Source organism: Enterobacter sp. JMULE2, from assembly GCF_013337145.1.
In the GTDB taxonomy this organism is placed as follows: Bacteria; Pseudomonadota; Gammaproteobacteria; order Enterobacterales; family Enterobacteriaceae; genus Enterobacter; species Enterobacter mori.
In genome coordinates this window covers 1121919-1148433 of the sequence record NZ_SGWD01000010.1, presented here as the reverse complement: position 1 = coordinate 1148433, position 26515 = coordinate 1121919, and the positions used below count along the sequence as shown (strand labels likewise).

The 26515-nt window shown below is 53.3% G+C and carries 28 protein-coding genes, 2 pseudogenes and 1 riboswitch; of the genes and pseudogenes, 17 read left to right on the top strand and 13 right to left on the bottom strand.

Going from position 1 to position 26515, the window contains the following annotated elements; genetic code table 11:
- Together EXW94_RS06285 and EXW94_RS06280 are read right to left on the bottom strand one after the other, a co-directional pair.
- The gene (locus EXW94_RS06285) at positions 1–651 is read right to left on the bottom strand and encodes a carbon-nitrogen hydrolase family protein (RefSeq protein ID WP_010432614.1); all 651 of its coding nucleotides are present in this window, start codon (positions 649–651) and stop codon (positions 1–3) included.
- A 110-nt stretch (positions 652–761) separates the two neighbouring features.
- The gene (locus EXW94_RS06280) at positions 762–992 is read right to left on the bottom strand and encodes a DNA polymerase III subunit theta (RefSeq protein WP_010432616.1); all 231 of its coding nucleotides are present in this window, start codon (positions 990–992) and stop codon (positions 762–764) included.
- 137 nt (positions 993–1129) lie between these two features.
- Here EXW94_RS06280 and yobA point away from each other — a divergent pair, with 137 nt between their 5' ends.
- The 3 genes from yobA to EXW94_RS06265 are packed head-to-tail and all read left to right on the top strand — an operon-like array spanning position 1130 to position 2727.
- Positions 1130–1501, top strand: coding sequence for a CopC domain-containing protein YobA (gene yobA / locus EXW94_RS06275; RefSeq protein WP_174339940.1), 372 nt, complete (start codon positions 1130–1132; stop codon positions 1499–1501).
- A gap of 1 nt (position 1502) precedes the next feature.
- Complete coding sequence (gene copD, locus EXW94_RS06270; RefSeq protein WP_174339739.1) at positions 1503–2372, top strand: copper homeostasis membrane protein CopD; 870 nt, start codon at positions 1503–1505, stop codon at positions 2370–2372.
- Positions 2373–2388: 16 nt separating this feature from the next.
- Positions 2389–2727 (top strand): YebY family protein, encoded by a 339-nt coding sequence (locus tag EXW94_RS06265; RefSeq protein ID WP_010432621.1) that lies wholly within the window; start codon positions 2389–2391, stop codon positions 2725–2727.
- Positions 2728–3093: 366 nt separating this feature from the next.
- On the opposite strand, the gene EXW94_RS06260 is transcribed toward EXW94_RS06265, so the two are convergent.
- The gene (locus EXW94_RS06260) at positions 3094–4074 is read right to left on the bottom strand and encodes a VirK/YbjX family protein (RefSeq protein WP_174339738.1); all 981 of its coding nucleotides are present in this window, start codon (positions 4072–4074) and stop codon (positions 3094–3096) included.
- A 166-nt stretch (positions 4075–4240) separates the two neighbouring features.
- On the opposite strand from EXW94_RS06260, the pseudogene EXW94_RS06255 reads away from it, so the two are divergent.
- Positions 4241–4600, top strand: a pseudogene (locus EXW94_RS06255) (metallophosphoesterase); the annotation flags it as partial.
- Here EXW94_RS06255 and EXW94_RS06250 read toward each other — a convergent pair.
- Positions 4596–5401, bottom strand: a protein-coding gene (locus EXW94_RS06250; protein WP_174339605.1) for an IS5 family transposase whose coding sequence is annotated in 2 segments (ribosomal slippage) — positions 4596–5048 and positions 5051–5401 — 804 coding nt in all. Because the reading frame shifts where the segments join, the coding sequence is not laid out codon by codon here. The pseudogene EXW94_RS06255 and the gene EXW94_RS06250 overlap by 5 nt on opposite strands.
- Positions 5402–5455: 54 nt before the next feature.
- On the opposite strand from EXW94_RS06250, the pseudogene EXW94_RS06245 reads away from it, so the two are divergent.
- A pseudogene (locus tag EXW94_RS06245) lies at positions 5456–5752 on the top strand (serine/threonine-protein phosphatase); the annotation flags it as partial.
- A gap of 34 nt (positions 5753–5786) precedes the next feature.
- Here EXW94_RS06245 and EXW94_RS06240 read toward each other — a convergent pair.
- The 4 genes from EXW94_RS06240 to yebS form a co-directional block, all read right to left on the bottom strand.
- Positions 5787–6026 (bottom strand): YebV family protein, encoded by a 240-nt coding sequence (locus EXW94_RS06240; protein WP_042717979.1) that lies wholly within the window; start codon positions 6024–6026, stop codon positions 5787–5789.
- A gap of 104 nt (positions 6027–6130) precedes the next feature.
- Positions 6131–7594 (bottom strand): 16S rRNA (cytosine(1407)-C(5))-methyltransferase RsmF, encoded by a 1464-nt coding sequence (gene rsmF, locus EXW94_RS06235; protein ID WP_174339737.1) that lies wholly within the window; start codon positions 7592–7594, stop codon positions 6131–6133.
- A gap of 56 nt (positions 7595–7650) precedes the next feature.
- Positions 7651–10284: a PqiB family protein gene (locus tag EXW94_RS06230; protein WP_159077893.1), complete on the bottom strand. Its 2634-nt coding sequence runs from the start codon at positions 10282–10284 to the stop codon at positions 7651–7653.
- A complete protein-coding gene (yebS, locus tag EXW94_RS06225; protein ID WP_108417594.1) occupies positions 10253–11536 on the bottom strand; it encodes a membrane integrity lipid transport subunit YebS in 1284 nt (427 codons plus the stop codon). The genes EXW94_RS06230 and yebS overlap by 32 nt, the downstream gene beginning before the upstream one ends.
- A gap of 132 nt (positions 11537–11668) precedes the next feature.
- On the opposite strand from yebS, the gene EXW94_RS06220 reads away from it, so the two are divergent.
- The 4 genes from EXW94_RS06220 to htpX all read left to right on the top strand — a co-directional run bounded on the left by EXW94_RS06220 (position 11669) and on the right by htpX (position 16092).
- A complete protein-coding gene (locus tag EXW94_RS06220) occupies positions 11669–12166 on the top strand; it encodes a GAF domain-containing protein (protein ID WP_010432639.1) in 498 nt (165 codons plus the stop codon).
- 96 nt (positions 12167–12262) lie between these two features.
- Positions 12263–12949: an RNA chaperone ProQ gene (gene proQ / locus EXW94_RS06215; RefSeq protein WP_042717984.1), complete on the top strand. Its 687-nt coding sequence runs from the start codon at positions 12263–12265 to the stop codon at positions 12947–12949.
- A 19-nt stretch (positions 12950–12968) separates the two neighbouring features.
- The gene (gene prc, locus EXW94_RS06210) at positions 12969–15017 is read left to right on the top strand and encodes a carboxy terminal-processing peptidase (RefSeq protein WP_108417595.1); all 2049 of its coding nucleotides are present in this window, start codon (positions 12969–12971) and stop codon (positions 15015–15017) included.
- Between the two features lie 193 nt (positions 15018–15210).
- A complete protein-coding gene (htpX, locus tag EXW94_RS06205) occupies positions 15211–16092 on the top strand; it encodes a protease HtpX (protein ID WP_174339736.1) in 882 nt (293 codons plus the stop codon).
- A 51-nt stretch (positions 16093–16143) separates the two neighbouring features.
- Here the strand turns inward: htpX and EXW94_RS06200 are convergent, their stop codons facing one another.
- On the bottom strand, positions 16144–17517 hold the full coding sequence (locus EXW94_RS06200; protein ID WP_174339735.1) for an MFS transporter: 1374 nt from the start codon (positions 17515–17517) through the stop codon (positions 16144–16146).
- Positions 17518–17695: 178 nt separating this feature from the next.
- Between EXW94_RS06200 and kdgR the strand changes: the two genes are divergently transcribed.
- Positions 17696–18487: a DNA-binding transcriptional regulator KdgR gene (gene kdgR, locus EXW94_RS06195; RefSeq protein WP_010432655.1), complete on the top strand. Its 792-nt coding sequence runs from the start codon at positions 17696–17698 to the stop codon at positions 18485–18487.
- A gap of 63 nt (positions 18488–18550) precedes the next feature.
- On the opposite strand, the gene EXW94_RS06190 is transcribed toward kdgR, so the two are convergent.
- Complete coding sequence (locus tag EXW94_RS06190; RefSeq protein ID WP_029485125.1) at positions 18551–18790, bottom strand: YobH family protein; 240 nt, start codon at positions 18788–18790, stop codon at positions 18551–18553.
- 159 nt (positions 18791–18949) lie between these two features.
- Here EXW94_RS06190 and mgrB point away from each other — a divergent pair, with 159 nt between their 5' ends.
- The 7 genes from mgrB (at position 18950) to rlmA (ending at position 24185) form a co-directional block, all read left to right on the top strand.
- Positions 18950–19093 (top strand): PhoP/PhoQ regulator MgrB, encoded by a 144-nt coding sequence (gene mgrB, locus EXW94_RS06185; protein ID WP_089598207.1) that lies wholly within the window; start codon positions 18950–18952, stop codon positions 19091–19093.
- 74 nt (positions 19094–19167) lie between these two features.
- A complete protein-coding gene (locus tag EXW94_RS06180) occupies positions 19168–19458 on the top strand; it encodes a YebO family protein (RefSeq protein WP_010432660.1) in 291 nt (96 codons plus the stop codon).
- A gap of 23 nt (positions 19459–19481) precedes the next feature.
- Positions 19482–20471 (top strand): MBL fold metallo-hydrolase, encoded by a 990-nt coding sequence (locus tag EXW94_RS06175; RefSeq protein WP_174339734.1) that lies wholly within the window; start codon positions 19482–19484, stop codon positions 20469–20471.
- Positions 20472–20997: 526 nt separating this feature from the next.
- A complete protein-coding gene (locus EXW94_RS06170; RefSeq protein ID WP_052302290.1) occupies positions 20998–21141 on the top strand; it encodes a DUF2627 domain-containing protein in 144 nt (47 codons plus the stop codon).
- 12 nt (positions 21142–21153) lie between these two features.
- Positions 21154–21363: a transcription antiterminator/RNA stability regulator CspE gene (gene cspE, locus EXW94_RS06165; RefSeq protein WP_001062678.1), complete on the top strand. Its 210-nt coding sequence runs from the start codon at positions 21154–21156 to the stop codon at positions 21361–21363.
- 236 nt (positions 21364–21599) lie between these two features.
- Entirely contained in the window at positions 21600–23300 is a 1701-nt protein-coding gene (gene ftsI / locus EXW94_RS06160) for a peptidoglycan glycosyltransferase FtsI (RefSeq protein WP_217436320.1), read from the top strand.
- 69 nt (positions 23301–23369) lie between these two features.
- Positions 23370–24185 carry a 23S rRNA (guanine(745)-N(1))-methyltransferase gene (gene rlmA / locus EXW94_RS06155; protein ID WP_174339732.1) on the top strand — a complete coding sequence of 272 codons (816 nt, stop codon included), beginning with the start codon at positions 23370–23372 and terminating at the stop codon, positions 24183–24185.
- Here rlmA and mntP read toward each other — a convergent pair.
- The 3 genes from mntP to EXW94_RS06140 all read right to left on the bottom strand — a co-directional run bounded on the left by mntP (position 24182) and on the right by EXW94_RS06140 (position 26510).
- On the bottom strand, positions 24182–24748 hold the full coding sequence (mntP, locus tag EXW94_RS06150; RefSeq protein WP_010432671.1) for a manganese efflux pump MntP: 567 nt from the start codon (positions 24746–24748) through the stop codon (positions 24182–24184). The genes rlmA and mntP overlap by 4 nt on opposite strands.
- Positions 24749–24758: 10 nt before the next feature.
- Positions 24759–24948, bottom strand: a riboswitch (yybP-ykoY riboswitch).
- Positions 24949–25145: 197 nt separating this feature from the next.
- Complete coding sequence (locus tag EXW94_RS06145; protein WP_089598210.1) at positions 25146–25604, bottom strand: DUF986 family protein; 459 nt, start codon at positions 25602–25604, stop codon at positions 25146–25148.
- Between the two features lie 54 nt (positions 25605–25658).
- Complete coding sequence (locus EXW94_RS06140) at positions 25659–26510, bottom strand: PTS mannose transporter subunit IID (protein WP_006810994.1); 852 nt, start codon at positions 26508–26510, stop codon at positions 25659–25661.
- Positions 26511–26515 lie beyond the last annotated feature (5 nt).

Genomic DNA, 26515 nt, shown 5'->3' with positions numbered 1-26515 from the left:
TTAGCCTAAAGGAATGATATCGCCTTGCCAACCCTGTCTGCCAAGAGATCCGGTTAAGAGCAGTTCGCCTTTGTCGGCGCGAACGATCAACTGACCTTTTTCATCCCATAATGCACTGCCGCTGCGGGCGTTGGCCATCAATACCGCAATAGCATACTTATGCGCGAAGCGCTGCAATGTGCTGATGGACTGCCGCCAGCGGTTATCGCCCACCGCCTGGCAGCTGGTAAATAACGTGGCTTGCGGATCGAGGTTAGGGGTGTCTGACTGGGTATCGATAATGGTGAGCTGTTTATCCCCCGGGATCAGACTTGCCCCGCTTCCCTGAGGATAACGGAGGACAGTATCGAGATGGGGCGTAAAGAGGGCGAGCCCTTTCTGACGCTGGCCCTGATGAACGAGCGTCAGCCCTGCAATAACCGTTATATTGTGTGACTGCGCGGCGTGAAGGAGTGGGGCAAGCTGCAGATCGTCGGGCGGCGCGGGCAGGTCAGCCTCGCCGGGGCCTGTTAATGAGAGTTCAGGAAACACCAGTAACTGACACTGCTGTCGCGCCGCTTCGTCAATGAAACGGAGGTGGTGTTTTACATGGCTATCCACACTGGGGTGCTGTGCGGCATATTGAGCTGCTGCAATATTCCATCGAGACATCGTGACTTCCTTATACACTGAGTCGCCGGGATTTAAGAATACACCTAATTTTATAAGGGTTTTCTTATCCTGCCATAATCCGCGTAAGGAAGTGTAATGCGTCGTTAAGCTTATTTAACTTTAGGTTCGTACGGCAGTCGCGAGAGATTAACCGAGGCCAGGCGATGTGCAATCAGGCGTTCTCGAAACCAGTCGCGCAGGTGCGCGGGTTGTTCACGCTCGACAACTTCAGCCACGATGGGCATGTTGTAGCGTTCTTTAAATGCCACGCCAGCGGCAGCGAGATCGACATTGACTTTGTCCATCTCGTCCTGAGGAAGGGCAGCCAGATTAATGTTCATTACCTTCTCCTTTTTATGCGGCGGCAACGTTACCGCGATTGGATGACGATGACAAGCGAAGGGAGGATGATCCTCGACTCGTTTATTATACAGCGTTATTCTTTACCTTACAGGCATAACAAAAAGGAATGATTGTGATGGATTTCTCCTCTTCCCGCGCGGTGCGCGCGCTCACTTTATTGATCGTGTCGGCAGTGACGCCCGCCGTTCTGGCACACGCGCATCTCAAACAGCAATCCCCGGCGGCCAATACTCAGGTAGCGGCCCCGCAGACCCTTACGCTGAACTTCTCCGAAGGTATTGAACCGGCATTTAGCGGCGTTGTGGTGACCGACGCGCAACAGCAGGTGATGAAAACCGGTACCGCTAAGCGGGATGAAAAAGACAACGCCCGGCTGGTTGTGCCACTGGAACAGCCGCTGGCGGCGGGCACCTATCAGGTGGACTGGCATGTGGTCTCGGTTGATGGCCACAAAACCAAAGGCAGCTATCACTTTAGCGTGAAGTAATATGCTGGCGCTGGTCTATGTGGCGTTACGCTTCATCCATTTCGGCGCGTTGATGCTGATTTTTGGCAATGCGCTCTACAGCGTCTGGTTTGCGCCGTCGTCACTGCAACGCCTGATGCTGCGACGCTTTCAGGCGCAGCAGAAAATGGCCGCGTTAATCAGCCTGGTGACCGCACTCCTGATGCTTGCGGTGCAGGGCGGAATGATGGGCAACGGCTGGCCCGATGTGCTGAGTACGGATATCTGGCGGAGCGTGCTAGGGACGCAGTTTGGCGGTGTCTGGCTGTGGCAAATCATTCTGGCCATCATCACCGCCGGTGCCGCGTGGCTGGCACCCCAAAAAGGTTCGCGTCTGTTGCTGCTTGCGATGGGGCAGTTTGTCCTGCTGGCGAGCGTCGGGCATGCGGCAATGGATGACGGAGCGCCTGGTGCACTGCACCGCCTTAATCATGCGATCCATCTCCTCTGCGCGGCAACCTGGCTTGGCGGATTGATGCCGTTACTGTTTTGTATGCGTCTCTCGAGCGGACGCTGGCAGACGGCGGCGGTCTATACCATGATGCGTTTTTCCCGCGTGGGGCACTATGCCGTGGCTGGCGTGATATTCACGGGTATCATTAACGCGCTGTTTATTACCGGCATCAATGTGCCCTGGCAGGCGGGCTACGTAAAAATGTTGTTGTTCAAATGTGCGCTGGTGGCGTTGATGGTGGTAATTGCGCTGGCGAATCGGTATTTTCTGGTGCCACGCTTTCGTCCGGCTGCCGGGTGGGAGCAAACCCTTTTTATCAGGATGACACAGGCAGAAGTGGTGCTGGGCGCGTTGGTACTGGCCACGGTCAGTCTGTTTGCGACCTGGGAACCCTTTTGACAAGGTTTAAAGACATATGAAAAAGACACTACTTTCTCTTTTACTGTTGGCCTGCACCGGCAGTGCGCTGGCTGCGCCGCAGGTGATCACCGTCAGCCGTTTTGAGGTGGGTAAGGAAAAATGGGCCTTCAATCGTGAAGAGGTGATGCTGACCTGCCGTCCTGGCCACGCCCTGTACGCGATCAACCCAAGCACGCTGGTGCAATACCCGTTAAACGATACCGCAGAGCAGCAGGTTGCCAGCGGTAAGAGTAACGGACAACCGATTAGCATTATCCAGATTGACGATCCCGCTAAACCTGGCCAGAAGATGAGCCTGGCACCGTTTATCGAGCGCGCGGATAAACTTTGCTAACGCCAATGTTTCCAATAAAAAACCGCAGATGCTAGCGAAAGCACTGCGGTTTTTTACGTTTAATGATGATTCGACGCTTTTTTTCAGGCCACTTTAGCTGTGGACTGGAAAACCTGGCGTCGTCATCTATTCTTAAAAGGCAAGGCGACTTAGCCTGCATTAATGCCAACTTTTAGCGCACGGCTCTCTCCCAAGAGCCATTTCCCTGGACCGAATACAGGAATCGTATTCGGTCTCTTTTTATCCGCATGAAAGTAAACGATAAAATCCGATTATCGACCTCTGCAGCGAGCACATTTCCTGTGCGCCTGGTTCAAACATACCACAACACGGCAGGCCAAAGTCCAGCCCTTTTTGACTGTTTTGTTAAATTCTTGTGCGTAGTTGGCGAAAGCCCTCAGTAGTCTGGAAGCGAGAACTCATCGATCCCGCGATATCATCCAGCAGCTCGAAGCGGCGACGATATTCAGCCCGCTTTTTACTGGCAATCTCTTCCAGAGATTTTCGTTCCACCTGCAGGGGGAGCTGCCAGCAGAAAGGCGAGAGCTTGCGGCCGTTAAGCGTTTCCCAGAATTCGTCATAGCTGGCGTGGAAATGTCGACCTTTGCTCAGTCGATAGCGCAACGCACGGAACACGTGCCCCTCATCGCTGACGGCGAAAATGGCGTGAATATTCGCCTGTGCGGCCAGCTGGAAAATCACTTCCATCAGGACACGCTTAGGGAACAGGCCGTGGCAGGCTCGGGTGGCCTGCTTGATCGCTTCCCGCGATACGTTGCGGCGCGGTCCCTGAAGTCCGCCAATGACCAGCACTGGCCGACCGTGGCTGCGCGCGACGCAAAACGTCAGGCTGGCGAGCAAGGTGTTATCGCTGTCATTGAGCCACAGCGTGCTCTCGCCTTCACGCTCGGCTTTGCCGGCGGAGGAAGCATTGACGGTATAGGTCACGTCGTTTTTTGCCTGAAATTGCACAATGCACTGCTCGTGCGGGCTCGTCAGGGCGTGGCCAAGATCGCTGTTCTTCAGGCTATCGATCCAGTGATAGTGACTGACAACAGCGTCGGCGCGATCGCCAGGACGCAGGCCGCGCATCAGGTACTGGCGGTGGGTTTTACTCGGTAACGTGATTTGCGATGCCAGCAGCCTGTCAAAATCATCGCGTCCTGATAGCGTGTCCAGCATGCGCTGGGTGGAAGCGCGGAATAACAGTGAGCGCAGAAGAAATTTCAGCCGATAGTCGCGCTTCTGCCAGATTGGGCCCGGAACGCGTTTTCCTTTCACCAACTCGGAGATGATATTTGTGCGACAGGGATACAGCACATCGTTTTGCAGGTGTATGTTAGACACGATAAGACCTCTCATTCTATTTCGCTCTATTTTAGAGGGGCGGGAATAAGGGATTAATAGCCCGACGATCTTTATTTCCGTTTGGTTGAAGGTTTGTTTGGGTTAGTAAAAACGATGTCGGGACAGGATATTTTCTGCTGCAGCTATACTCTTTAAAGGAGGCGTTATGTATCAGAAAATTGAGGGTAAAAACTGGCGTCACGTCTGGGTTGTTAGCGATATTCATGGCTGCTATCAATGGCTTATGGACGCACTGAAGCGTCGACATTTCAATCCTTACGAGGATCTTTTGATTTCCGTTGGTGATATTATCGATCGCGGCCCCGATTGCGTGAAATGTTTACAGCTTATGGACGAAAAATGGTTTCGGGCGGTGCGAGGCAATCATGAACAAATGGCGCTGGATGCAATAGAAAATAATGATTTTGCGCTTTGGATGTCAAATGGCGGCATATGGTTTTCAGCGCTCGAAGACAAACGGAACGCTCTGAGGCTACTCAACGCGTGTCGGGACTTAGAGCCTATCTCAATAGGACTTTATTCCAGACAATAAGACCACAGGCAAAATGCAACATGGCCTCGTAATTTTCAGTCTTCTTTTCCCATCGTGTCAGAACCCGGCGAAAGCGATTCATCCAGCTATGAGTTCTTTCGACAACCCAGCGATGGGCTTTGAAGTCCGTGTTTTTACTGGCATCTGACTCTTCTTTACGGGACTGGATATGCGGCTCGTAGCGGCGGCTCTGCAGATATGTTTTCAGCCAGCCTGCATCGTAACCTTTGTCCAGGCAGAGTCTGAGTTTTTGCCCCGGACGACCCGTCTGAAGGGCATCGAGCGTATCCGCAACCAGTTTGATGTCGTGCGTGTTCGCTGCTGAGACAACCAGCGACAGAGGAAGCCCGCAGGCGTCCGTCAAAAGGCTGCGCTTTACGCCTTGTTTCCCTCTGTCAGTGGGGTTACGGCCTGTTTTTTTGTTCCTGACAGCGGCGATTTGGTGATACAGCCGTCCATTGACAGCCAGGACCAGTCAATGCTGTCCAGATGCCCGCAGGCAAGCAAACCGTTCTGCCAGAAGCGCTCGAAGACTCCGGCATCGCGCCATTCCTGAAAGCGCCGGTGTGCAGAACTCGATGAACATATCCCGGTGGCGTTCAGGGCGTTCCACTGGCAACCGGTCCTGAGGACGAAGAATATGGCGTCCATGGCAGCGCGGTTATCAACGCGTTTCCGGTGCGTACCGAGTGGATGGCAGGTTTTGTGCTCAGGGATAAGCGGTGCCATTTTTTCCCAAAGTTCATCGCTGATCCGCCATTTGCTGCCTGTCATCTTTTCACCTTCAGAAATTATCAGTTACGACATTCTGACAATCCCTTCTGGGATAGGTTCTTACCGCATATTATTGAAATCACCTGCGCAAACGGTCTGAATGTTATTGCTCATGCGGATTATCCGGCAGCGGAGTATGTCTGGAATAAACCGGTCAGCGCGCAGCGGGTGCTGTGGGATCGTGACCGTTTAATGGGGTTTATGGTAGGGAAAGGGCAGGGGATCCAGGGGGCGGATCATTTCTGGTTCGGTCATACGCCACTGGATAAACGCTATGACTTTAACAATCTGCACTATATCGACACCGGTGCGGTGTTCGATGGCTTCCTTACGCTGGTTCAGCTGCAGTAATAAATAACCCGCCTTCGGGCGGGTTCACTTTAGGTCAGGCAAGACGCAAGACCCAGGCATCGGTGTTACGGTCGTAATGCTCGCGGTAAAGGACTGAATGTTCTCCGTCAAGGATCGCCGGGACGCTGGTATCGGCATCCCAGGCATCCAGCTGCATGCACAAATCCGGGTCGGATTTGCAGGGAATACTTAACGTTCGATCGCCTTGTGCTTCGCCGCGCAATTCTGCGTCGTCGATTTCAAAAGCGCCAATACGCACGCTGGTTTTCGTCATAATGCTCTCCGGGTTCGTTGCAAAAATCTGGTATGACCAGTACGGGCATCCATTTTTTAGCCTAGACAAGGAGAGCAAAATCGCCAGTAAAAAAATGCGCTTTTTTAGTCGGTGCGAGTGTTACCCGTAAACAAGCGACCATCGCGAACCAGCTCGCGCGGATAATTATTTTTCAGCCGTGACCCGATCTTTTTCGCCTGCCCCAGCGGGAACCCCTGATAGGTGACAATGACCTCATCCTGGGACGGGGTGCTTTCAGGGTAAACATCACGGCCGCGATACCACTCTTCGGCTTCCTGATGCGTCAACTCAAAGGTGTTGTCGCTACCCGCCAGCGCAATAACCGCCTCGTGCTGCCAGCGGTACCCCTTGTTGTGTACTTCCGCCAGGCGGATACCGATACGGGAAAAGCGGACTTTACCGATAAGCGGCTCAATGTGTGCCGGGAACAGCCATATCTCTTTATCACGTATCCAGAGGTGCAAACTCTCGTCCCAGACCAGCCCAACCTTGTTGGCGGCGGCTTCAAGCTGCGCGGCATCGCGACCTTTAAGCGGCGCAAACGGGAAATTACCGACTTTGAATTTTGGTATTGGCAGGGGAGCCACCGCCTGCGTTTTACGCAGACGCGCGACAAAGAACCCTTCACAGTCGTAAATTTGTGGGAACACGTGGAGAAAACCGTCGGGCGTGGCCGCCTCATGTGCCGTGGGGAATAAGTCATTAAGGGGCAAGAACTCGACCGCATCCGGGTATTGCGCTTTCAACCATAGACAGACCTCTTCGTTCTCATCGCGGTTTAAGGTGCACGTTGAGTAGACCAGCGTGCCGCCGGGACGCAACGCGTGAAACGCACTCTCAATCAGCTCGCGCTGCGTGGCAGCGATATCCAGGTTGCTTTCCACCGACCAGTTTTTGAGTGCATCAGGATCTTTGCGCACCACGCCCTCGCCGGAGCAGGGAGCATCCAACAGAATGGCATCGAATGCCTCTGGCAAGGCGGCACCGAATACGCGGCCGTCAAAATGCGTCAGGGCCACGTTATGGATACCGCAGCGGCTGATATTGGCGTGGAGCACCTTCACGCGGCTGGCGGAAAACTCGTTGGCGAGAATCGCCCCGCGGTTGCCCATGCGTGCGGCAATCTGCGTGGTTTTTGAGCCGGGTGCGGCGGCGACATCCATCACGCGTTCGGGCGCGTTACCCTCAGCGAACAGGGCGGCAACCGGCAGCATCGAACTCGCTTCCTGAATATAAAACAGTCCGCTCAGGTGTTCAGCGGTGCTGCCCAGCGGTAAAGCGTCCTCGTCGTCGCGCTCGATCCAGAAACCCTCTTCACACCATGGCACCGGCGTAAGTTGCCAGCCATACGGCGACACCAGCGTCAGAAAATCGGCCACGCTGATTTTGAGCGTATTGATGCGGATGCTACGACGCAACGGGCGCTGGCACGCGGCGATAAAATCATCGAAGGAAAGATGAGAAGGAAGCGCCTCGCGCATCTGCGCCAGGAATTGTTCAGGAAGAAATACGGAGTTTTGAGCCACGGGCACACCACAGGGAAACATTCAGGCGCGCAGTGTAACATAAAGGCTCCGGCGCGTTGACACCGGAGCCTTTCAGATTAACGCGGCAGGGCGGTTCCCCATTCGCGCCACTCTTTGGGTTCACTTTCAAGGAGCAGGAAGTGTTTACCCGGCTGGGCCTTCGGTGCCAGCGGTGTACCCGGTGGCGTTGCGAAGGCGATACCGCCGCGTATGAACTGGTTAAAGGTACCGGTTTTCACCACGCCGCCCGTCAGGCCAAAGTCCAGTGAATATCCGGAGGCCAGCCAGAATACGGAGTTGTTGCGTACCAGGTGCTGGTAACGATCGCTAATGCGTAGCGCGACCATCACGCGGTCCGAAAGGGTACCCAGCGTCAGGCCCGTCACGGTGCCGACTTCAATACCGCGGAACAGCACCGGTGTACCGATGGACAGTCCACCGGCTTCCGGGACTTCGACCACAATGCTCAGGCCATCAAGGTAGCGCGAGTCGGTAATCGTCGCTTCCTGCAGTTCAAAGTCACGACGGGCTTTCCCTCGACCGGCTTCAACGTTGATGTAGGGCTGCAAAATCGTGTCGAGATGCTCAACGCCTGCGGCAGATATCTGCGGCGTGACCACGGAGAAACGTGAGCCCGCGCGGGCGAAGGTCTGCACATACTCCGGATAGAGCACGGCGGTGGCCTGCACTTCATTGCGCGATGTGATCAGCGTTAGCTTCTGGATCTGCCCGATATCAATGCCCAGATAGCGAATAGGCATTCCCTCAGCCAGTTTCCCCGCATCGAAGGCATGGAGGGTAATCTGTCCGCCTACGGCACGCGCCGCGGTCTCAGACGGGAAGAGGATACGCTTATCCCCCTTGCGCATATCGCCGCCCGCACCGGGCAGATTATCGAAGCTAATCGCACCGCGCAGTGCGCGGGAAAGAGGAGAGGCCTGCACGGTTAATCCGCTGCCGTTAAGCTGGACCTTCGCACCGCCTTCCGCCCAGAACACGCTATTTGCGGTGAGAAGCTTGCGGTATTCCGGCTTGATATGCAGTTCGATATCAAAGGCGTCCGCGCGCGGACGTACGGTGATCACTTCCCCGACCTCAAACTTGCGATACAGCACAACCGAACCGGCCTGCACGTCAGGCAGCGTCTCGGCGCTCAGCGTCAGCGTGGTGGTCGGCAGATCGCTCAGGCTGTTTTCTATCGCCTTGTCCAGATTGGCATACAGGGGATAACTCTCCCGCACGGGGCCTTTATTGCCCGGCAGAATGCGGATCCCGCCGTTGACCCATTCGCTGGCGCTGGCGCCGAGAAACTCAACGCCGTCCAGACCGACCTTCACATCGACGCGGCTGTTCACTACAAACTTACTGTCACCATGCACCAAATCGCTGTACTGCGGATCGATAGCGGCCGAGAAGGTGACCCCTTTTTCCGACAGGGTGCGCTCCAGCACCTGGCCCACCTGCACGCCATGTAAGATCAGCGGCTGACCGGCTTCAATGCCGTAACTTTCCGGGGCGTTAAGCGTGACGGTCACAACGCCGGGTTTTTGCAGCAGCGCTTTGTCCGCCGGGGCAATAACAAAACTGTTGCTGGGCTGCCCCTCTCCGGGGATAAGTTCAAAGGTAGCGCCCGTGAGCAGGCTGCTGATACTGGCATCACTCAGCGACAGTTTTGGACTGCGCATCTCAATACGCGTTTTCTCTCGCAGGAGATCGACCACGCTCGGATCAACGGTCATCTCACCGGTTACCGAACCGCCGGGATTGAGCGTCATTTTCGTCAGCTGTCCGACCTCAAGCCCTTGATACATCAGCGGAGTCGAACCGGCTTTCAGCCCTTTGGCGTCGGGCAGGGCAAGTTTCACGATCACACCGCGCTGGCTGTGGGCCAGATCGGCGTACAGTCCAAAGGTGTCATCGGCTTTGGCAGGGCTGGACCCTTCCGGGGAATCGAAGGCGATAGCGCCGTTCACCAGCGCCGCCAGGCTTTCCAGCTTCACTTTTGCACCGCTCAGGCTGACGTCCGCATCCACGCCGGACACATTCCAGAAGCGGCTGCCTTTTTTCACCAGGTTAGTGAAGCGGCGATCGATCAGCACGTCAATGGTCACACCCTGTTTGTTCGGGTTGATGGCGTAATCGTAAACGCGACCCACCGGAATTTTGCGGAAGTACACCAGCGAACCGCTGTTCAGTGAACCCAGGTCAGGTGCCTGCAGGTGGATCATCAGGTCGCCGTTATTGAGTCGGTACTTCGGCTGCGTATCGAGCGCCACAAAGTGATCCTGCGGCTCGCCTTTACCCGGCATCATGCCGATATAGTTACCGCCAACCAGGGCATCCAGCCCCGACACACCGGCGAGAGAGGCTTTCGGCGTCACCAGCCAGAACTGCGTTTCGCTGCGCAGAGCATCCTGCATGTCAGATTTGATACTGACTCGCACCTGAATTTTGTTCAGCCCTTTTCCCAGCGTGATGTCCTGGACTGTACCGACTTCCACCCCCTGGAAGCGAACAGGGGTGCGCCCGGCGACGATACCGTCGGCGGTCTGGAAGTCAATGGTGACAGTACTTCCGCGATCTTCATAGCTCGTCCAGATAAGCCAGCCCGCGATCATCAGGGCGATGACGGGCAGCAACCAGAATGGCGAAATGCGGCGTTTTGTTTTAATTCTCGCTTCAGTCGGCGAAGCGGGCGTTTCCTGACTCATGTGCATCCCAAAGTAAGCGGCTATCCAGCCATTCCACAGCAAGAATAGTCAATATCACCGCAGAGCCGAAATAAAAAGCTGCGGGTCCCATTGTAAAAGCAAGCAGCTGATCGCGATTGATGAGCGACATCATCAACGAAATCACGAACAGATCCAACATCGACCAGCGACCAATCCAGGTAACAAACCGCAGAAGCAGGATGCGCGTGCGCAGGCCCTGTTCGCATTTAAAATGGATGCTGATAAGTAACGTAAACATCACCACCACTTTGGTGAACGGCACCAGGATACTGGCGATAAACACAATGGCCGCCACGCCCACGTTGCTGTGGGCGAGGGAGATAATCCCTGAAAGGATGGTGTCTTCCTGGCGCGCGCCATTCACGTAAATGATTGAAATCGGCAGCATGTTAGCTGGGATTAGGAATACCATGGAAGCAATCAACGCTGCCCAGCATTTTTGCAGGCTGTTGTTGCGCCTCAGCCTTAGCGGAATATGGCATCGCGGGCAGCGTCCCCGTGTATCCGGCAAGCCGGTATAGTGGCAACCTAAACAGACGCGCAGGTTTTCATCCGGACGCGAGGCCGGGCGCTGGGGATAAAAACGCTCCCAAAGCTGCTCTACGTTCAGATGGATCAGCGTCAGAATACTGAGCAATACCAGGCAGATGAAGGCGAACAGCCCAACGCCGGGCTGCAAAAATGCGTAGTCCTGCACTTTAATTGACGCCACACCGACCCCGACCAGGTAGATGTCCAGCATGACCCACTCTTTCAGCTTATCGAGCATCAGCAGCACGGGGCGCAGATTCATCCCAAGGATGTTACCAAGCCACAGATAGGCGATGGCGGCGACCAGAACCAGTGGCGCACCGACGGTACAAAACAGCACCATTGCGGCGGTCAGGGGATCGCCCTGGCGCGTCATCTGCCAGATCCCTTGCAGCACGTTGGCATCAATACGCACGCCGAGCAGATAAAGTTTCAGCAGCGGCTCGCTCCAGGCAAAGGGCATAAGCAAGAGCATCGTCACGGCCATGGCTGCCAGTCGGGTCAACGACCAGTCCCGCCCGTCGCGGATTTTGGCGTCACAGCAGGGACAAAACGCACTTTGGTGCGATTTCATCTTCGGCAACATAAAAAGCGTATCGCACTGCGGACAACGCTGATAATGTGCACGAGGCAGGGCCTCACTTACCGTATGGATAGTGATCTTCTTTGTCGGCGTAATTTTGGTTGTTTTTAAGGCCATCAGCTGCGCACAAAAGTGTATTGTTGAAAGTTATATTAACTCATGAATTGATTCATCTTGAGCATGAGCGCATTTAATGCTTATTTTAATAGGCTATGCGGTAATTTTGTAAGACAACTAAGTGATTGAAGAATGAGCAAAACAGAATTCTACGCGGATCTCAACCGCGATTTTAAGGCATTGATGGCAGGTGAAACCAGCTTCTTAGCCACTCTGGCAAATACAAGTGCATTATTGTTTGAACGGTTGACCGAGGTTAACTGGGCCGGTTTTTACCTTCTGGAAGGTGAAACACTGGTGCTGGGGCCTTTCCAGGGAAAACTGGCCTGTGTGCGTATTCCGGTCGGACGCGGCGTATGCGGTACCGCGGTGGCCACCAACCAGGTTCAGCGCGTGGAGGATGTTCACGCTTTCGACGGCCACATTGCCTGTGATGCGGCAAGTAATTCTGAAATCGTACTGCCGCTGGTAGTAAAAAATCAGATTATTGGCGTTCTGGACATCGACAGTACGGCTTTCAGTCGCTTTACGTCTGAAGACGAGCAGGGCCTGCGCGAGCTGGCGGCGAATCTCGAAAACGTTCTGGCAGCAACCGATTATCAAAAATTCTTTGCGAGCGTCGCAGGATAATCAACGGATAACGTAGCAATTACTGATAGCGTCATTATAATGTCGCCTGTTCATGCCTGCGCGAGTTGGCAACGTCCGTTGTAATCAGGAAATTTCATGGAAAATCAACCTAAGTTGAATAGCAGTAAAGAAGTTATCGCATTTCTGGCCGAGCGTTTTCCTCAGTGCTTCAGCGCTGAAGGTGAGGCTCGTCCTCTGAAAGTCGGTATCTTTCAGGATCTGGTCGCGCGCGTTGAAGGTGAGATGAATCTCAGCAAAACGCAGCTTCGCTCTGCCTTACGTCTTTATACGTCTAGCTGGCGTTACCTGTACGGTATCAAACCGGGTGCAACCCGTGTTGATCTCGACGGCAACCCTTGCGGCGAACTGGATGAGCAGCACGTTGAACATGCGCGCAAGCAGCTGGAAGAAGCCAAAGCACGCGTTCAGGCACAGCGTGCCGAACAGCAAGCGAAAAAACGCGAAGCCGCTGCGGCAAATGGCCAGGAAGATGCGCCTCGTCGCGAGCGTAAACCGCGTCCAGCACCGCGTCGTAATGAGAATAACGATCGCAAACCGCGTGCAGACAAGCCAGCAGCTAAAGCCCCACGCGCGCCTCGTGAAGAGCAGCGCCATACCCCAGTTTCTGACATTAACGCACTGAGCGTCGGTCAGGCTCTGAAGGTCAAAGCGGGTAACAATGCGATGGACGCCACCGTACTGGAAATCACCAAAGACGGCGTTCGTGTACAGCTGACTTCTGGTATGTCAATGATAGTACGCGCAGAACACTTGTTGTTCTGAAACGGAGGCCAAGCCTGGCATGAACACTTTTTTTAAGCTCACCGCGCTGGCGGGCCTGTTTGCTATAACAGGTCACGCCTTCGCTGTGGACGATATTACGCGTGTTGATCAAATTCCGGTATTAAAGGAAGAGACGCAGCACGCGACGGTGAGTGAGCGCGTGACGTCGCGCTTTACTCGTTCGCACTATCGTCAGTTCGATCTCGATCAGGCCTTTTCGGCCAAAATCTTCGACCGTTATCTGAACTTGCTGGATTACAGCCATAACGTATTGCTGGCCAGCGACGTCGAACAGTTCGCTAAACGTAAATCCGACGTGGGTGACGAACTGCGCTCCGGTAAGCTGGATCTGTTCTACGATCTGTATAATTTATCGCAAAAGCGTCGTTTTGAACGTTATCAATACGCGCTGAAAGTGCTGGAACGTCCAATGGACTTTACCGGCAACGACACCTTTAATCTGGATCGCAGCAAAGCGCCATGGCCGAAGGACGAAGCCGAGCTGAATGCGCTGTGGGACGGCAAAGTTAAATATGACGAACTGAGCCTCAAGCTCACCGGCAAAGACGAGAAAGAAATTCGTGAGACCTTAAACCGTCGCTACAAATTTGCCATCCGACGCCTGGCGCAGACCAACAGTGAAGATGTTTTCTCACTGGCAATGACGGCGTTCGCCCACGAAATTGACCCGCATACCAACTATCTCTCTCCGCGAAATACCGAGCAGTTTAATACTGAAATGAGCCTGTCTCTGGAAGGTATTGGCGCAGTGTTGCAGATGGACGATGACTACACCCTGATCAACTCCATGGTGGCAGGTGGCCCTGCCTCCAAAAGCAAAGCGATTAGCGTAGGCGATCGCATTGTCGGTGTTGGTCAAACCGGACAGAACATGGTCGATGTGATCGGCTGGCGTCTGGACGATGTGGTTGCGCTGATCAAAGGGCCGAAAGGTAGCAAAGTTCGCCTGGAAATTCTGCCTGCAGGGAAAGGGACAAAAACCCGTATCGTCACCCTGACACGCGAACGCATTCGTCTTGAAGACCGTGCCGTCAAAATGTCGGTGAAAACTGTCGGTAAAGAGAAAGTCGGTGTTCTGGATATCCCTGGCTTCTACGTTGGTCTGACCGACGACGTGAAAGTGCAGCTGCAGAAGCTGGAAAAACAGAACGTCAGCAGCGTGATCATCGATCTGCGCAGCAACGGCGGTGGGGCGCTGACCGAAGCGGTTTCCCTGTCGGGTCTGTTTATTCCGTCTGGCCCGGTTGTTCAGGTTCGTGATAACAACGGTAAAGTGCGTGAAGATGCCGATACCGATGGTGTGGTCTATTACAAAGGCCCGCTGGTGGTGTTAGTCGATCGCTTCAGTGCGTCTGCTTCTGAGATCTTTGCCGCGGCAATGCAGGACTATGGCCGTGCGCTTATCGTCGGTGAGCCGACCTTTGGTAAAGGCACCGTTCAGCAGTACCGCTCTCTGAACCGTATTTACGATCAGATGCTGCGCCCGGAATGGCCTGCGCTGGGCTCCGTTCAGTACACCATTCAAAAGTTTTACCGCGTGAACGGTGGCAGTACGCAGCGTAAAGGCGTGACGCCGGATATCATGATGCCAACGGGCACCGAAGAGACCGAAACGGGCGAGAAGTTTGAAGATAACGCGTTGCCGTGGGACAGCATCAATGCTGCGACGTTCGTGAAATCTGGCGACATGACTCAGTTTGGTCCTGCGTTGTTGAAAGACCATAACGAACGCATCCTGAAAGATCCTGAATTCCAGTACATCCTGAAGGACATTGCACGTTTCAATGCCCTGAAGGCGAAACGGAACATTGTTTCTCTCAATTACGCTCAGCGTGAAAAAGAGAACAATGAGGATGACGCAACGCGTCTGGCGCGTATCAACGATCGCTTCAAACGTGAAGGTAAGCCTCTGCTCAAAAAACTGGACGATCTGCCAAAAGATTACCAGGAGCCGGATCCGTATCTGGACGAGACGGTGCATATCGCCCTCGACCTGGCGAATCTGCAAAAAGAGAAACCCGCAGTGCAACCGGCACCTGCAAAATAATCCCTCAACAGGCACAAGACATTGTGCCTGTTTTTTTTAGTTCTGCTTCCTCTCGTCAAGCTGCTCTTCAATTGTGTAAAGTTGTGTCTTTCTGGTGACTTACACCCCTCGAATCCTTGAAAATAGCCACAATACCCATACGATGTGGGTAATCGCATAGTGCGTTTTGTTAAACAGAGGTTAAAAGAAAATTATGATGCGAATCGCGCTCTTCCTGCTCACCAACCTGGCGGTTATGGTGGTATTCGGGCTGGTGCTAAGCCTGACAGGAATTCAGTCGAGCAGCGTTCAGGGTCTGTTGATTATGGCGCTGCTGTTTGGTTTTGGTGGCTCATTCATCTCACTGCTGATGTCGAAGTGGATGGCGCTGAAATCAGTCGGTGGTGAAGTTATCGAGCAGCCACGTAACGATATGGAACAGTGGCTAATGAACACGGTGGCTCAGCAGTCAAAGCAGGCAGGCATCGCGATGCCTCAGGTTGCAATTTACCATGCACCGGACATTAACGCCTTCGCAACGGGGGCACGTCGTGATGCGTCTCTGGTTGCCGTCAGCACCGGTCTGCTGCAGAACATGAGCCGTGACGAAGCCGAAGCGGTTATCGCTCACGAAATCAGCCATATCGCGAACGGTGATATGGTGACCATGACCCTGATTCAGGGCGTGGTGAATACCTTCGTGATCTTCATCTCTCGTATCCTGGCGCAAATCGCGGCAGGCTTTATGGGGGGCAACCGCGACGAAGGTGAAGAGAGTAACGGAAACCCGCTGATCTATTTCGCTGTTTCGATGGTACTTGAGCTGGTGTTCGGTATTCTGGCAAGCATCATTACCATGTGGTTCTCACGTCACCGTGAATTCCACGCGGATGCAGGCTCTGCAAAACTGGTAGGGCGTGAGAAGATGATTGCTGCGCTGCAGCGTCTGAAGACCAGCTACGAGCCGCAGGAAGCGAACAGCATGATGGCCTTCTGCATTAACGGTAAATCGAAATCACTCAGTGAGCTGTTTATGTCTCACCCGCAGCTCGATAAACGTATTGAAGCGCTGCGCAGTGGCGAATACCTGAAGTAACGCGAAGACACCGAATAAAGCCGGGCTGGAGAGTACTCCGCCCGGCTTTTTTTATGCCTTCACGCCGGGCTGGGTGACCCGAAGTCCGCTGATTATGGCCGCGAGGGTAGCAAGGAAACCTGCGGTCAGGAGCGCAACGTGGTTACCGTTCTGCCCGGCAAGGTTAAACATCAGCGCAACCAGTGCAGCACCGGTACTTTGACCCAGCAGACGCGCCGTGCCGAGCATGCCGCTGGCTCCCCCGCTGCGATGACGCGGTGCGGAAGTGATAATGGTGTGGTTGTTCGGCGACTGGAACAGACCAAAACCCGCACCGCACAGGATCATGCGCCAGATGATATCCAGATCCGTAGGCGATGAGGGAAGCAGCGCCAGGGCAAACAAGCCGGTTGCCATCACCGCCAGCCCGATTGCACCCAGCAGTCCGGCATGCACGCGTTCGATCAAATACCCGGCCAGCGGCGCCATCACCATCGTCGCCAGCGGCCATGGCGTTAACAGCAGCCCGGTTTCAACCTCAGAACGACCGACCACACTCTGCAGGAAGAAGGGCAGGGAAACCAGCGCCAGCATCTGGGCACAGAACGAGCAGATCGAGGTGCAAATAGACAGTGAAAAAAGGGGAATACGCAGCAGGTCTACCGGCAACAAGGGTACCGGAAGTGCAAGCTGACGACGCACAAAGAAAAAGCCTACAACCAGCAGAGCGGCAAGTTCTGCGCCGGTAAGCGCTAACGACTGACCCTGGGCAAACCCGCTCAGAGCCGTGATCAGCAGGCCAAAGGTCAGGGCATTCATTACCGCACTGGGTAGATCAAAGCGAGGCATGGTGCTTTTCGGGCCATTACCAGGGAGATAGCGCAGAGCAAAGACGATCGCGATGATGCCGAGCGGCACGTTGATGGCGAAAAGCCATTGCCAGGAGGCGACTGAAAGAATGGCCGCCGCAATAGTCGGTCCGGCGGCAGAAGAGACCGCGACAATAAATGAGTTGATCCCCATACCGCGCCCTAAATGGCGCTGAGGGTAGATTAAGCGGATCAGCGCGGTGTTGACGCTCATCAGCGCCGCGCCGCCAAAACCCTGGGCAATACGGGCTATCGTCAGGGTGTGCAGCGAATCTGAAAGGGCGCAGAAAAGTGACGTCAGGGTAAAAACCACCAGCCCGCACTGATAAACCCGGCGATAGCCGAACATGTCGCCCAGAAAAGAGAATGAGAGCAGCGAAACCACAATGGCTATCTGATAAGCGTTGACGATCCAGATAGAACTGGCAGGGGAAGCCTGCAGATCGCTGGCAATCGTTGGCAGGGCAACGTTAGCAATGGCACCGTCGAGAACGGCCATGGAAATACCGATGATAATCGTCGCAATAGCGCCGTAACGCTGGGGCAAAGGCAGACCATCGGAAAGGTTTTTTTGCATTTTGGGTGAATAGCTCGGTAGGAAATTATTCTCAGGGTAACTATTTTAGCACTGTTAATTCCGTTTTATGTCGCAGATTTGTAACGAAGTAAACGAGGATTGATTGCAGCTAGCATGACGGGAATTTATAATAAAAACCGGTTCTGATTTTTATAAAACACTCTCCATGAGGTGATAAATGGCAATTGCAGATTTGGATAAGCAGCCAGATTCTGTTTCTTCCGTGCTGAAGGTGTTTGGCATCTTACAGGCGCTCGGAGAAGAGCGTGAAATTGGTATTACAGAGTTGTCGCAGCGTGTGATGATGTCGAAAAGCACCGTTTATCGCTTTTTGCAAACCATGAAGTCACTGGGCTATGTTGCGCAGGAAGGCGAATCTGAAAAATACTCGCTGACGCTGAAGCTGTTCGAACTGGGCGCCCGGGCCCTGCAAAACGTTGATCTGATCCGCAGTGCGGATATTCAGATGCGTGAACTTTCTCGTCTGACAAAAGAAACGGTCCACCTTGGCGCACTGGATGAGGACAGCATTGTTTACATCCATAAAATTGATTCCATGTATAACCTGCGCATGTATTCGCGCATTGGTCGCCGGAACCCGCTCTACAGTACCGCCATTGGTAAAGTACTGCTGGCATGGCGCGACCGTGAAGAGGTGGAACAGATCCTCTCTGGCGTGGAATACAAACGCAGCACGGAGCGTACCATTACCACCACCGATGAGCTATTAGCGGTGTTGGATAAAGTGCGTGAGCAGGGTTACGGTGAAGATAACGAAGAACAGGAAGAAGGGCTGCGCTGCATTGGCGTTCCTGTGTTCGACCGCTTCGGTGTTGTTATTGCTGGCCTGAGTATCTCGTTCCCGACGCTGCGCTTCTCCGAAGAACGCCTACATGAGTACGTGGCTATTCTTCATACTGCCGCGCGTAAAATTTCTGAGCAGATGGGCTATAACGATTATCCGTTTTAACCCCGGCAGGAATAAAAAAACGCCGCATTTGCGGCGTTTTTCATGGATGCGGTTCAGCGATATTTAGCCGTTATCAATTACAACGGACGATTTACGCAGGACAGGGCAGTTGGTCAAACCAATGATCCCGCTGTCCGAGTGGATGTACTGCGCAGTACTCATGCCCTGGGCTGTCAGATATTTACACTTGATACCTAAACCTGCGGCGTTTTCGGTGCTCCCCACAAGCACGCCATATCCGGTTAACAGAAGACCAGTCCAGAGAACGGCCAGTGCAATAATAGTTCGAATGATTAAATGCATCATTGCCTCTTTATCGTTGTTGTCATGCATTTAGCCTAACCTGTTTACTCAGTGAAACAAGTGCACGATTCCGAAAAGAGTTTGATGAGGGTACAGTTAGATGCTGTTTAAGATAGCCGTGATAACCTGGCTGCCTCAGGTCATAAAACGGAGAGTGGAGTGAAAAAAATACGCTGGGTAATTCTGGTTATCGTGTTGGTGGCATGTGTGGTGCTGTGGACACAGACTATCAACGTGATGTGCGATCAGGATGTACAGTTTTTTAGCGGCGTTTGCGCAATCAACAAGTTTATTCCGTGGTAAGACGCATTTTTTCCTAAGGTCATTTCCTTCCTTCGCGCCAGTGGTAAAATGGGCGTTTTTATTGAGGTGGTGAAATGGGTGAGTTAATGAATTCAGGGCTGCTAAATCTGGCATCCCTGATGGTCTCGTTGGTTATTCTGGTCGCTGGACTGGTCATTTGGTTTTTCGTCAACCGTGCCAGCTCGCGCACGAACGAGCAAATCGAGTTGCTTGAAGCGCTGCTCGATCAGCAAAAGCGCCAAAATGCGCTGCTGCGCCGTCTGTGCGAAGCAAACGAACCAGAAGAGAAAGAAGCCCCTAAAGAAGCGGTCGTCGCAGACAAAGAAGACGAAGACGACTTTATCCGTCTGGTGGCCGAACGATAACCTGTTGCTCGCGGGAGGTGGCCGTGGTCTGGAAAAATCCCTGGTATGACCCCTCCCGGATCCATCACACGCCGAATGGCTTTCGCAATACTGCACCTGTAGGACATCAGCCCGGCGATGTTGAGCGCTGGCGTAAGGCGCGGAAAGCGGCAGGTTTACCTAAACCGCCTGCGCTGGGATATGACGATTTCATACGCCAGTGGTGGCAGCCTGTTGAGCTGAAACAGCCACAAGGCGACGGGGTCTGGTGGCTTGGACATGCTAGTCTGCTGGTGCAGATGGATGGCAACACCATTCTGACCGACCCGGTCTTTTCGCGACGCGCTTCTCCGCTTCCTTTTGCAGGACCGGTGCGCAAAACACCTCCTGCACTGTCTGTTGAACAACTTGTGCAGCTTGATGCAGTGGTTATCTCGCATAATCACTATGATCATCTCGACGATGTAACCATTCGCCGTATCCTGAAACGTTTTCCAGACGTAATGCTGTTTGTTCCCTTAGGTCTGGCAGACTGGTTTCGCCGTCGCGGAGCCAGGCACATCGTGCAACTCGACTGGTGGCAGAGCATAACCTGGCAGGGAATCACCCTGACAGCCGTTCCGGCGCAGCACTGGAGTATGCGTACCCCCTGGAATCGGAATCGTTCATTATGGTGTGGTTGGGTCTTTGAGGGACGAAAGCACCGCTTTTGGTTCAGCGGTGATACGGGCTATTCGCCGGAGCTGTTAACGATACCCGAACGTCTGGGCAAAATTGACGCCGCCGCGTTGCCGATTGGCGCGTATGCACCAGAATGGTTCATGGCGGTCCATCACATGGACCCGCAATCTGCCGTGGCGCTATGGCAGCAGCTCGGCCAACCCCTGGCCTTTCCCATCCATTGGGGCGTGTTTGAACTGGCAGATGAATCCCTTGATGAACCCGTCCTTGCGTTAACTCAGGCACTGAATAATGTAGCACCGGTTAATAATTCCTTCAGGATACTGAAAATTGGCGAATATTTATCCTTTTAAACAATGCGCGCAATAGTTGCATATATTTGTATTTATAGTCCTTCAGGATTGTTTTATTTTTATCGAAACGTTTTGCTTGCCTTGTTTTGAGGCAGAGTCATAAAAATTTCATTATTTTGGTGCATCATAGTCTTTATTCACTGGTGATTTTTAATGCAGTGTCAGTATGTTTATTAACACCAAATGTGCATTGTCCTATTCCCAATGCGTTGGAATGTTTTGAGCATAAGTTTTCACAAAATGTTCTAACGCAATCAAGGCTCTAAAGAAAGTTACCCCTGAATCTGGACGGCAAGAACAGTATGGTCTATGGTAAAAAAGTCTTAGATAACAGCGCTTGCGGTAATAGCGCAGTGGCGGTGTAAAGAACACACGTTGTCCATGATCGTTGCGCATAAGTGTGCAGATCATACCAGGGCAGTGTTTGAATTTGTGCGGCGGATCGAGACACGTTTAAAAATGGCTTGCCATATTAATCGTTGTGTGTGATAACACGTTTTGGGTCAAACGAGGTACAGTTCTGTTTATGTGTGGCATTTTCAGTAAAGAAGTCCTGAGTAAACACGTTGTCGTTGAATACCGCTTCTCTGCCGAACCTTATATTAGTGCCTCATGCAGTAATGTCTCAGTTTTATCTCAGTCAAGCCTGCGGGCTAAGAAAACACTCTAAGGAATTTTGCAAATGGCAAAGATTAAAGGTCAAGTTAAGTGGTTCAACGAGTCTAAAGGTTTTGGTTTCATTACTCCTGCTGACGGCAGCAAAGATGTGTTCGTACACTTCTCTGCAATCCAGGGTAATGGCTTCAAAACTCTGGCTGAAGGCCAGAACGTTGAGTTCGAAATTCAGGATGGCCAGAAAGGCCCAGCTGCAGTTAACGTAACTGCTATCTGATCGAACCACTGCTGACTGAAGTGCCTGGCGCTTCAATCTCAGATATAAAGCCTCGCGTATCGCGGGGCTTTTTTATTCCGTTATCTTTCAAAATATTACCATTCCTCTTCTTGTTAGTAACTTGTTGCAAAGCTACGAGGTTATTAGCATTGTTTCCTCTCCTTCAGATCGGTTTTTCCCGTTAAATCAGGGCGTTGATCAACAGCCCTGAGGCTCAGGTGAAAAAGAAAACCATAATGACCACCGGAAACTTTACTCCGGCGCGTTTTGCTCTGCTTTGTTTTGCTATTTTTTGCAGTCTGGCTTTTTTGCTGGGCCGGGTGGCCTGGCTGCAAATCGTTAAACCTGACAACCTGGTTAAGCAGGAGGACATGCGCTCGCTGCGTGAGGTCGCCATTGATGCTCCGCGTGGAATGATCGTGGACCGCGAGGGAAGGCCGTTGGTGGTGAGTGTGCCTGTCCGTGCGGTATGGGCCGATCCTAAAACGGTACTGGCAAAAGGTGGCGTAGGGTTTGACGACCGCTGGCAGGCGCTGGCCAATGCGCTGCATCTCTCTTTGAGCACGCTGTCGTCGCGAATAAACAGCAATCCGCAGGGACGGTTTATTTACCTGGCCCGTCAGGTCGATCCTTCACAGGCGCAGTGGATAGACAAACTCAACCTGCCGGGCATTAATTTACGCGATGAATCCCGCCGCTTTTACCCTGCGGGACATGTGGCGGCCAATCTTATTGGCTTTACCAATATCGATGGACAAGGAATTGAAGGTGTTGAGAAAAGTTTCAATACCCAGTTGATGGGCAAGCCTGGCGTCCGACAGGTGAGGGAAGACCGCTATGGGCACGTTGTTGAAAATCTGACGGAAGTGGCACCCGTGCCTGCCCATAACATTCAACTGAGTATTGATGAGCGTCTGCAAACTATCACTGAAGATGCGCTCGATAATGCGGTGGCGTGGAATAAAGCCGAGTCGGGGGCGTCGGTATTAATCAATATCCAGACGGGCGAAATTCTTGCGATGGCAAGCTATCCGGATTTTAACCCTAATAATCGCGAAGGGGCGACGTTAAACGATTTCCGTAATCGTGCGATAAGCGATACCTTCGAACCGGGTTCGACCGTCAAACCGCTGGTGCTGATGACGGCGCTGCAGCAGGGGCTGGTACAGCCGGACAGCGTGATTGACACCCACCCGTACATGCTTGACGGGCACCGTATCCGCGATGTGGGTTACTACCCGGAACTGACGATGACCGGCATTCTGCAAAAATCGAGCGATACGGGCGTGTCACGCCTCTCTCTTGCGATGCCGGTCCAGCATCTTATTGATACCTACAGAAACTTTGGTTTCGGCACAAACACTGGCCTTGGCTTAACGGGGGAAAGTGCGGGGCTATTACCACAGCGTAAATTCTGGAGCCAGCTCGACAGGGCGACGTTTGCATTCGGCTATGGCCTGATGGTGACGCCGCTTCAGCTCGCGCATGTTTACGCCACTATCGGTAGCTTTGGTCTTGAGCGTCCACTCTCTATTACCCGTATTGATCCTCCCGTTATGGGGCGCCGGGTGATGTCAGAGGCGATTGCGCATGAAGTCGAACATATGATGGAAAGCGTTGCGCTGCCGGGTGGCGGCGGTGTTAAGGCCGCCGTACGTGATTATCGCGTGGCGGTGAAAACCGGGACGGCGAAGAAGATTGATGACAGCGGGAAATATGTCGATAAATATGTCGCCTATACTGCTGGCGTTGCGCCTGCCAGCGATCCGCGCTTTGCGCTGGTGGTGGTCATCAACGATCCTCAAAACGGCGCCTACTACGGCGGTGCCGTCTCCGCGCCGGTGTTCAGCGAAATTATGGGTAACGTGCTGCGTCTGGAGAATGTGAGGCCGGATGGCCTACCGGCGGATTCTGACCACCTTATCGTCATGCGTTAACCCGGGCGTTTATAAGACGGGCGAATAGCGGTACACTTCGCCCTTTAGTTTATGCCCCCCGGAGTTGTCATGTCCTTCAGTTGTCCCCTTTGCCATGCGCATCTGCTGCGCTCAGAGAAAAGCTTTACCTGTCCGCAGGGACATCAGTTTGATATGGCCAAGGAAGGGTACGTGAATCTTCTCCCTGTGCAGCACAAGCGCTCCCGCGACCCGGGTGATAGTGCAGAGATGATGCAGGCACGCCGTGCGTTTCTGGATGCAGGACATTACCAGCCGCTTCGCGATACCGTTGCACAGGTGCTGGCGCATCGCCTGCCTGATAATGCTACCGCTGTGCTGGATATCGGCTGTGGCGAAGGCTACTACACGGCAATGTTTGCAGAGATTGCCCGCGAGAAGGGCGCAGAGACTTTTGGTCTGGACGTGGCAAAAGTGGCGATTCGCGCGGCGGCAAAACGCTATTCAGCCGTAACGTTTTGTGTGGCATCCAGCCATAGGCTGCCGTTTGACGACGCCAGCATGGACGCCATTATCCGCATTTATGCGCCCTGCAAAGCGGAAGAGCTGGCGCGCGTAGTGAAAGCGGGTGGCTGGGTGATCACCGTCACGCCAGGACCACGGCACCTGATGGAATTGAAAGGGCTGATTTACGACGAAGTGCGTTTGCACGCGCCTCACTCTGAACAGCTGCCGGGTTTTATGCTGCAACAGGAACACACTGTGGCGTATGAAATGGAGCTCAAAGGGGAGGAGGCAGTAGCGTTACTGCAGATGACGCCGTTCGCGTGGCGGGCAAAACCAGAGGTGTGGGAAACGTTATCAAAGCAGACCGTTTTTCGCTGCCAGACTGATTTCAGTATCCACGTCTGGCAGCGCGAGGTTTAACCGGCGAAATGCGCCCAGAGGATTTGAGCGCCAATACCGATTAACACGATACCGCCCAAAATTTCGGCTCGCTTGCCCAGCAGCGGGCCGATAAACCGACCCACCATCATCCCCAGCGTTGACATAATCAACGTAGCGCAGCCGATGGCCAGTGCAGTTGCAATAATATTGACCTGCAGGAATGCCAGACCGACGCCGACCGCCATAGCATCGAGGCTGGTGGCAATCGCCGTGGTGACCAGCAGCCAGAAGCCGTGGCGATGTTGTGGCTCATCATCCTCATCGCTGTTACCGCGAAAACCTTCGATGACCATTCTCCCCCCCAGGAACACCAGCAGGACGAATGCAATCCAGTGGTTCCACTCCAGCACGAACTGGCTGGCGAGCATCCCCAGACCCCAGCCAATAAGCGGCGTTAGCGTTTCGATAGCACCAAAAATCAGGCCGGTACGCAGGGCTTCTGAGAATTTAGGTTTGTGGAGCGTGGCGCCTTTTCCGATGGAAGCAGCAAATGCGTCCATGGACATGCCAAAAGCAAGGAGGATCGTAGCGGAGATGTTCATAACAGCGTCCAGACCGGGGATATCCATATGACACATCACTGCCCCCAGTAAACAGCAGTTGATGTATCTATGGTCTCGCCTGATCACAACACACCTGAAATGTGCTGAAAGCGATCCGTACGCGCCACGTTTTTCAACGAGTATGTTGACACGTACATTTCCTGAGAACAGGAAATCGGCTACTCCCCAACGACGGGCGCAACCTTAACATATTTTGAGAATATAAAACAACAACGAAGCAGGCTTAATTTAGCTGCTTTTCTGATAACGATTTTCATTTAGATTTATGCGTGAAAATATCGTTAATAAATATAAGTTAAGATGATGGGGGATATAGCAACGGCTATATTGTCTGCACGCGAATATCGGACTTTATAGCCGATGCTATAATAATAAACTATTGAGTTTTAAGGAGTAATCTGGAGATCTTTTCAAGGTCATCAATATTCTTGACCCGAATCAGCAGACGACGCTGCTCTAATTGCATTACTAACACACCGTCTTCGGATAAATTCATCTCTTTAATGCGGTTATATTCTATCCAGACATTGGCGAAGAAGAATCCGTGTTTTTTAAAAATGATTTTTGGCGAGCGGATCCAGAACAGGTAAATCGCCATTAATGCCAGCGCACATAATAACCATGTGGTTAATAGTGCACCGTTGCTGGTCACGTTGTTGTAGATCAGAATGACGATCAGGCCCGCGAAGATGAATCCATCAACGCGCCCGCGTCGCAGAAGGGGAAGGGAAAGCAGCGTCTCGCCGTGGCGGCGGGGCATGATGAACTCGTCATAGATCGCGTAAGCCATAAGGGCAACAATAAACAAAACCAGTACGATGTCCGTGACAGTCATTCATCCTCCAGATAAAAAGACCGGGGGCAAGCCCCCGGCGTAAAGCATTGAAACTTACAGGCCCAGCAGACCGACAGCGTAGCCCGCGATACCGATGACGAAGAAGCCAACGATGATCCACAGCGGGTTCACTTTCTTACGCAGCAGCCACATACAGGCGAAGGTCAGCAGCAGCGGCACCAGGCCCGGCATCAGCTGGTCCAGAATCGTCTGCACGGTAGTCACACGCGTCTGACCATCCTGCCCGGTGATGGTCGATACCACCAGCGGGATGTTTACGTGCGTCCACTTGTTAACCAGTGCCCCCATCACAAACAGGCCGAGGATTGACGCCCCCTCGGTCAGTTTCTGCAGGAAGCCGCCGCCCATATCCTTAACGATGTCTACCCCTTTACGGTAGCCGTAAGCCACGCCGTAGTAACGGGTCAGCAGGCGTACTGCGTTGAAGAGGATGAAGAACAGCAGTGGACCAAGCAGGCTGCCGCTCATCGCGATACCGGCACCCAGTGCCGCGAAGACCGGACGAACGGTGCCCCAGAAGATCGGGTCACCGACACCGGCCAGCGGGCCCATCAGGCCGACTTTGATACCGTTGATGGCACCATCGTCAATCTCTGCGCCGTTCGCACGCTGCTCTTCCATCGCCAGCGTTACGCCCAGTACGGGGGCCGCAACGTAAGGATGGGTGTTGAAGAATTCCAGGTGACGCTTAATCGCCTGACGACGCGCTTCGTTGTTTTCCGGATACAGGCGTTTGATTGCCGGTACCATGGAGAAGCAGAAGCCCAGCGCCTGCATACGTTCGAAGTTCCATGAACCCTGGAACAGGTTAGAACGAATGAACACGCCACGAATATCACCCGGAGTGAGTTTTTTCTCAGTGGTAGTTTTTGTCATATCAACCATTTCGC

Excerpts from the sequence above, each read along its gene's own strand:
- EXW94_RS06285 (WP_010432614.1), bottom strand. The coding sequence starts at position 651 with ATGTCTCGATGGAATATTGCAGCAGCTCAATATGCCGCACAGCACCCC.
- EXW94_RS06280 (WP_010432616.1), bottom strand. The coding sequence starts at position 992 with ATGAACATTAATCTGGCTGCCCTTCCTCAGGACGAGATGGACAAAGTC.
- yobA (WP_174339940.1), top strand. The coding sequence starts at position 1,130 with ATGGATTTCTCCTCTTCCCGCGCGGTGCGCGCGCTCACTTTATTGATC.
- copD (WP_174339739.1), top strand. The coding sequence starts at position 1,503 with ATGCTGGCGCTGGTCTATGTGGCGTTACGCTTCATCCATTTCGGCGCG.
- EXW94_RS06265 (WP_010432621.1), top strand. The coding sequence starts at position 2,389 with ATGAAAAAGACACTACTTTCTCTTTTACTGTTGGCCTGCACCGGCAGT.
- EXW94_RS06240 (WP_042717979.1), bottom strand. The coding sequence starts at position 6,026 with ATGACGAAAACCAGCGTGCGTATTGGCGCTTTTGAAATCGACGACGCA.
- rsmF (WP_174339737.1), bottom strand. The coding sequence starts at position 7,594 with ATGTTTCCCTGTGGTGTGCCCGTGGCTCAAAACTCCGTATTTCTTCCT.
- EXW94_RS06230 (WP_159077893.1), bottom strand. The coding sequence starts at position 10,284 with ATGAGTCAGGAAACGCCCGCTTCGCCGACTGAAGCGAGAATTAAAACA.
- yebS (WP_108417594.1), bottom strand. The coding sequence starts at position 11,536 with ATGGCCTTAAAAACAACCAAAATTACGCCGACAAAGAAGATCACTATC.
- EXW94_RS06220 (WP_010432639.1), top strand. The coding sequence starts at position 11,669 with ATGAGCAAAACAGAATTCTACGCGGATCTCAACCGCGATTTTAAGGCA.
- proQ (WP_042717984.1), top strand. The coding sequence starts at position 12,263 with ATGGAAAATCAACCTAAGTTGAATAGCAGTAAAGAAGTTATCGCATTT.
- prc (WP_108417595.1), top strand. The coding sequence starts at position 12,969 with ATGAACACTTTTTTTAAGCTCACCGCGCTGGCGGGCCTGTTTGCTATA.
- htpX (WP_174339736.1), top strand. The coding sequence starts at position 15,211 with ATGATGCGAATCGCGCTCTTCCTGCTCACCAACCTGGCGGTTATGGTG.
- EXW94_RS06200 (WP_174339735.1), bottom strand. The coding sequence starts at position 17,517 with ATGCAAAAAAACCTTTCCGATGGTCTGCCTTTGCCCCAGCGTTACGGC.
- kdgR (WP_010432655.1), top strand. The coding sequence starts at position 17,696 with ATGGCAATTGCAGATTTGGATAAGCAGCCAGATTCTGTTTCTTCCGTG.
- EXW94_RS06190 (WP_029485125.1), bottom strand. The coding sequence starts at position 18,790 with ATGCATTTAATCATTCGAACTATTATTGCACTGGCCGTTCTCTGGACT.
- EXW94_RS06180 (WP_010432660.1), top strand. The coding sequence starts at position 19,168 with ATGGGTGAGTTAATGAATTCAGGGCTGCTAAATCTGGCATCCCTGATG.
- EXW94_RS06170 (WP_052302290.1), top strand. The coding sequence starts at position 20,998 with ATGTGTGGCATTTTCAGTAAAGAAGTCCTGAGTAAACACGTTGTCGTT.
- cspE (WP_001062678.1), top strand. The coding sequence starts at position 21,154 with ATGGCAAAGATTAAAGGTCAAGTTAAGTGGTTCAACGAGTCTAAAGGT.
- ftsI (WP_217436320.1), top strand. The coding sequence starts at position 21,600 with ATGACCACCGGAAACTTTACTCCGGCGCGTTTTGCTCTGCTTTGTTTT.
- rlmA (WP_174339732.1), top strand. The coding sequence starts at position 23,370 with ATGTCCTTCAGTTGTCCCCTTTGCCATGCGCATCTGCTGCGCTCAGAG.
- mntP (WP_010432671.1), bottom strand. The coding sequence starts at position 24,748 with ATGAACATCTCCGCTACGATCCTCCTTGCTTTTGGCATGTCCATGGAC.
- EXW94_RS06145 (WP_089598210.1), bottom strand. The coding sequence starts at position 25,604 with ATGACTGTCACGGACATCGTACTGGTTTTGTTTATTGTTGCCCTTATG.
- EXW94_RS06140 (WP_006810994.1), bottom strand. The coding sequence starts at position 26,510 with ATGGTTGATATGACAAAAACTACCACTGAGAAAAAACTCACTCCGGGT.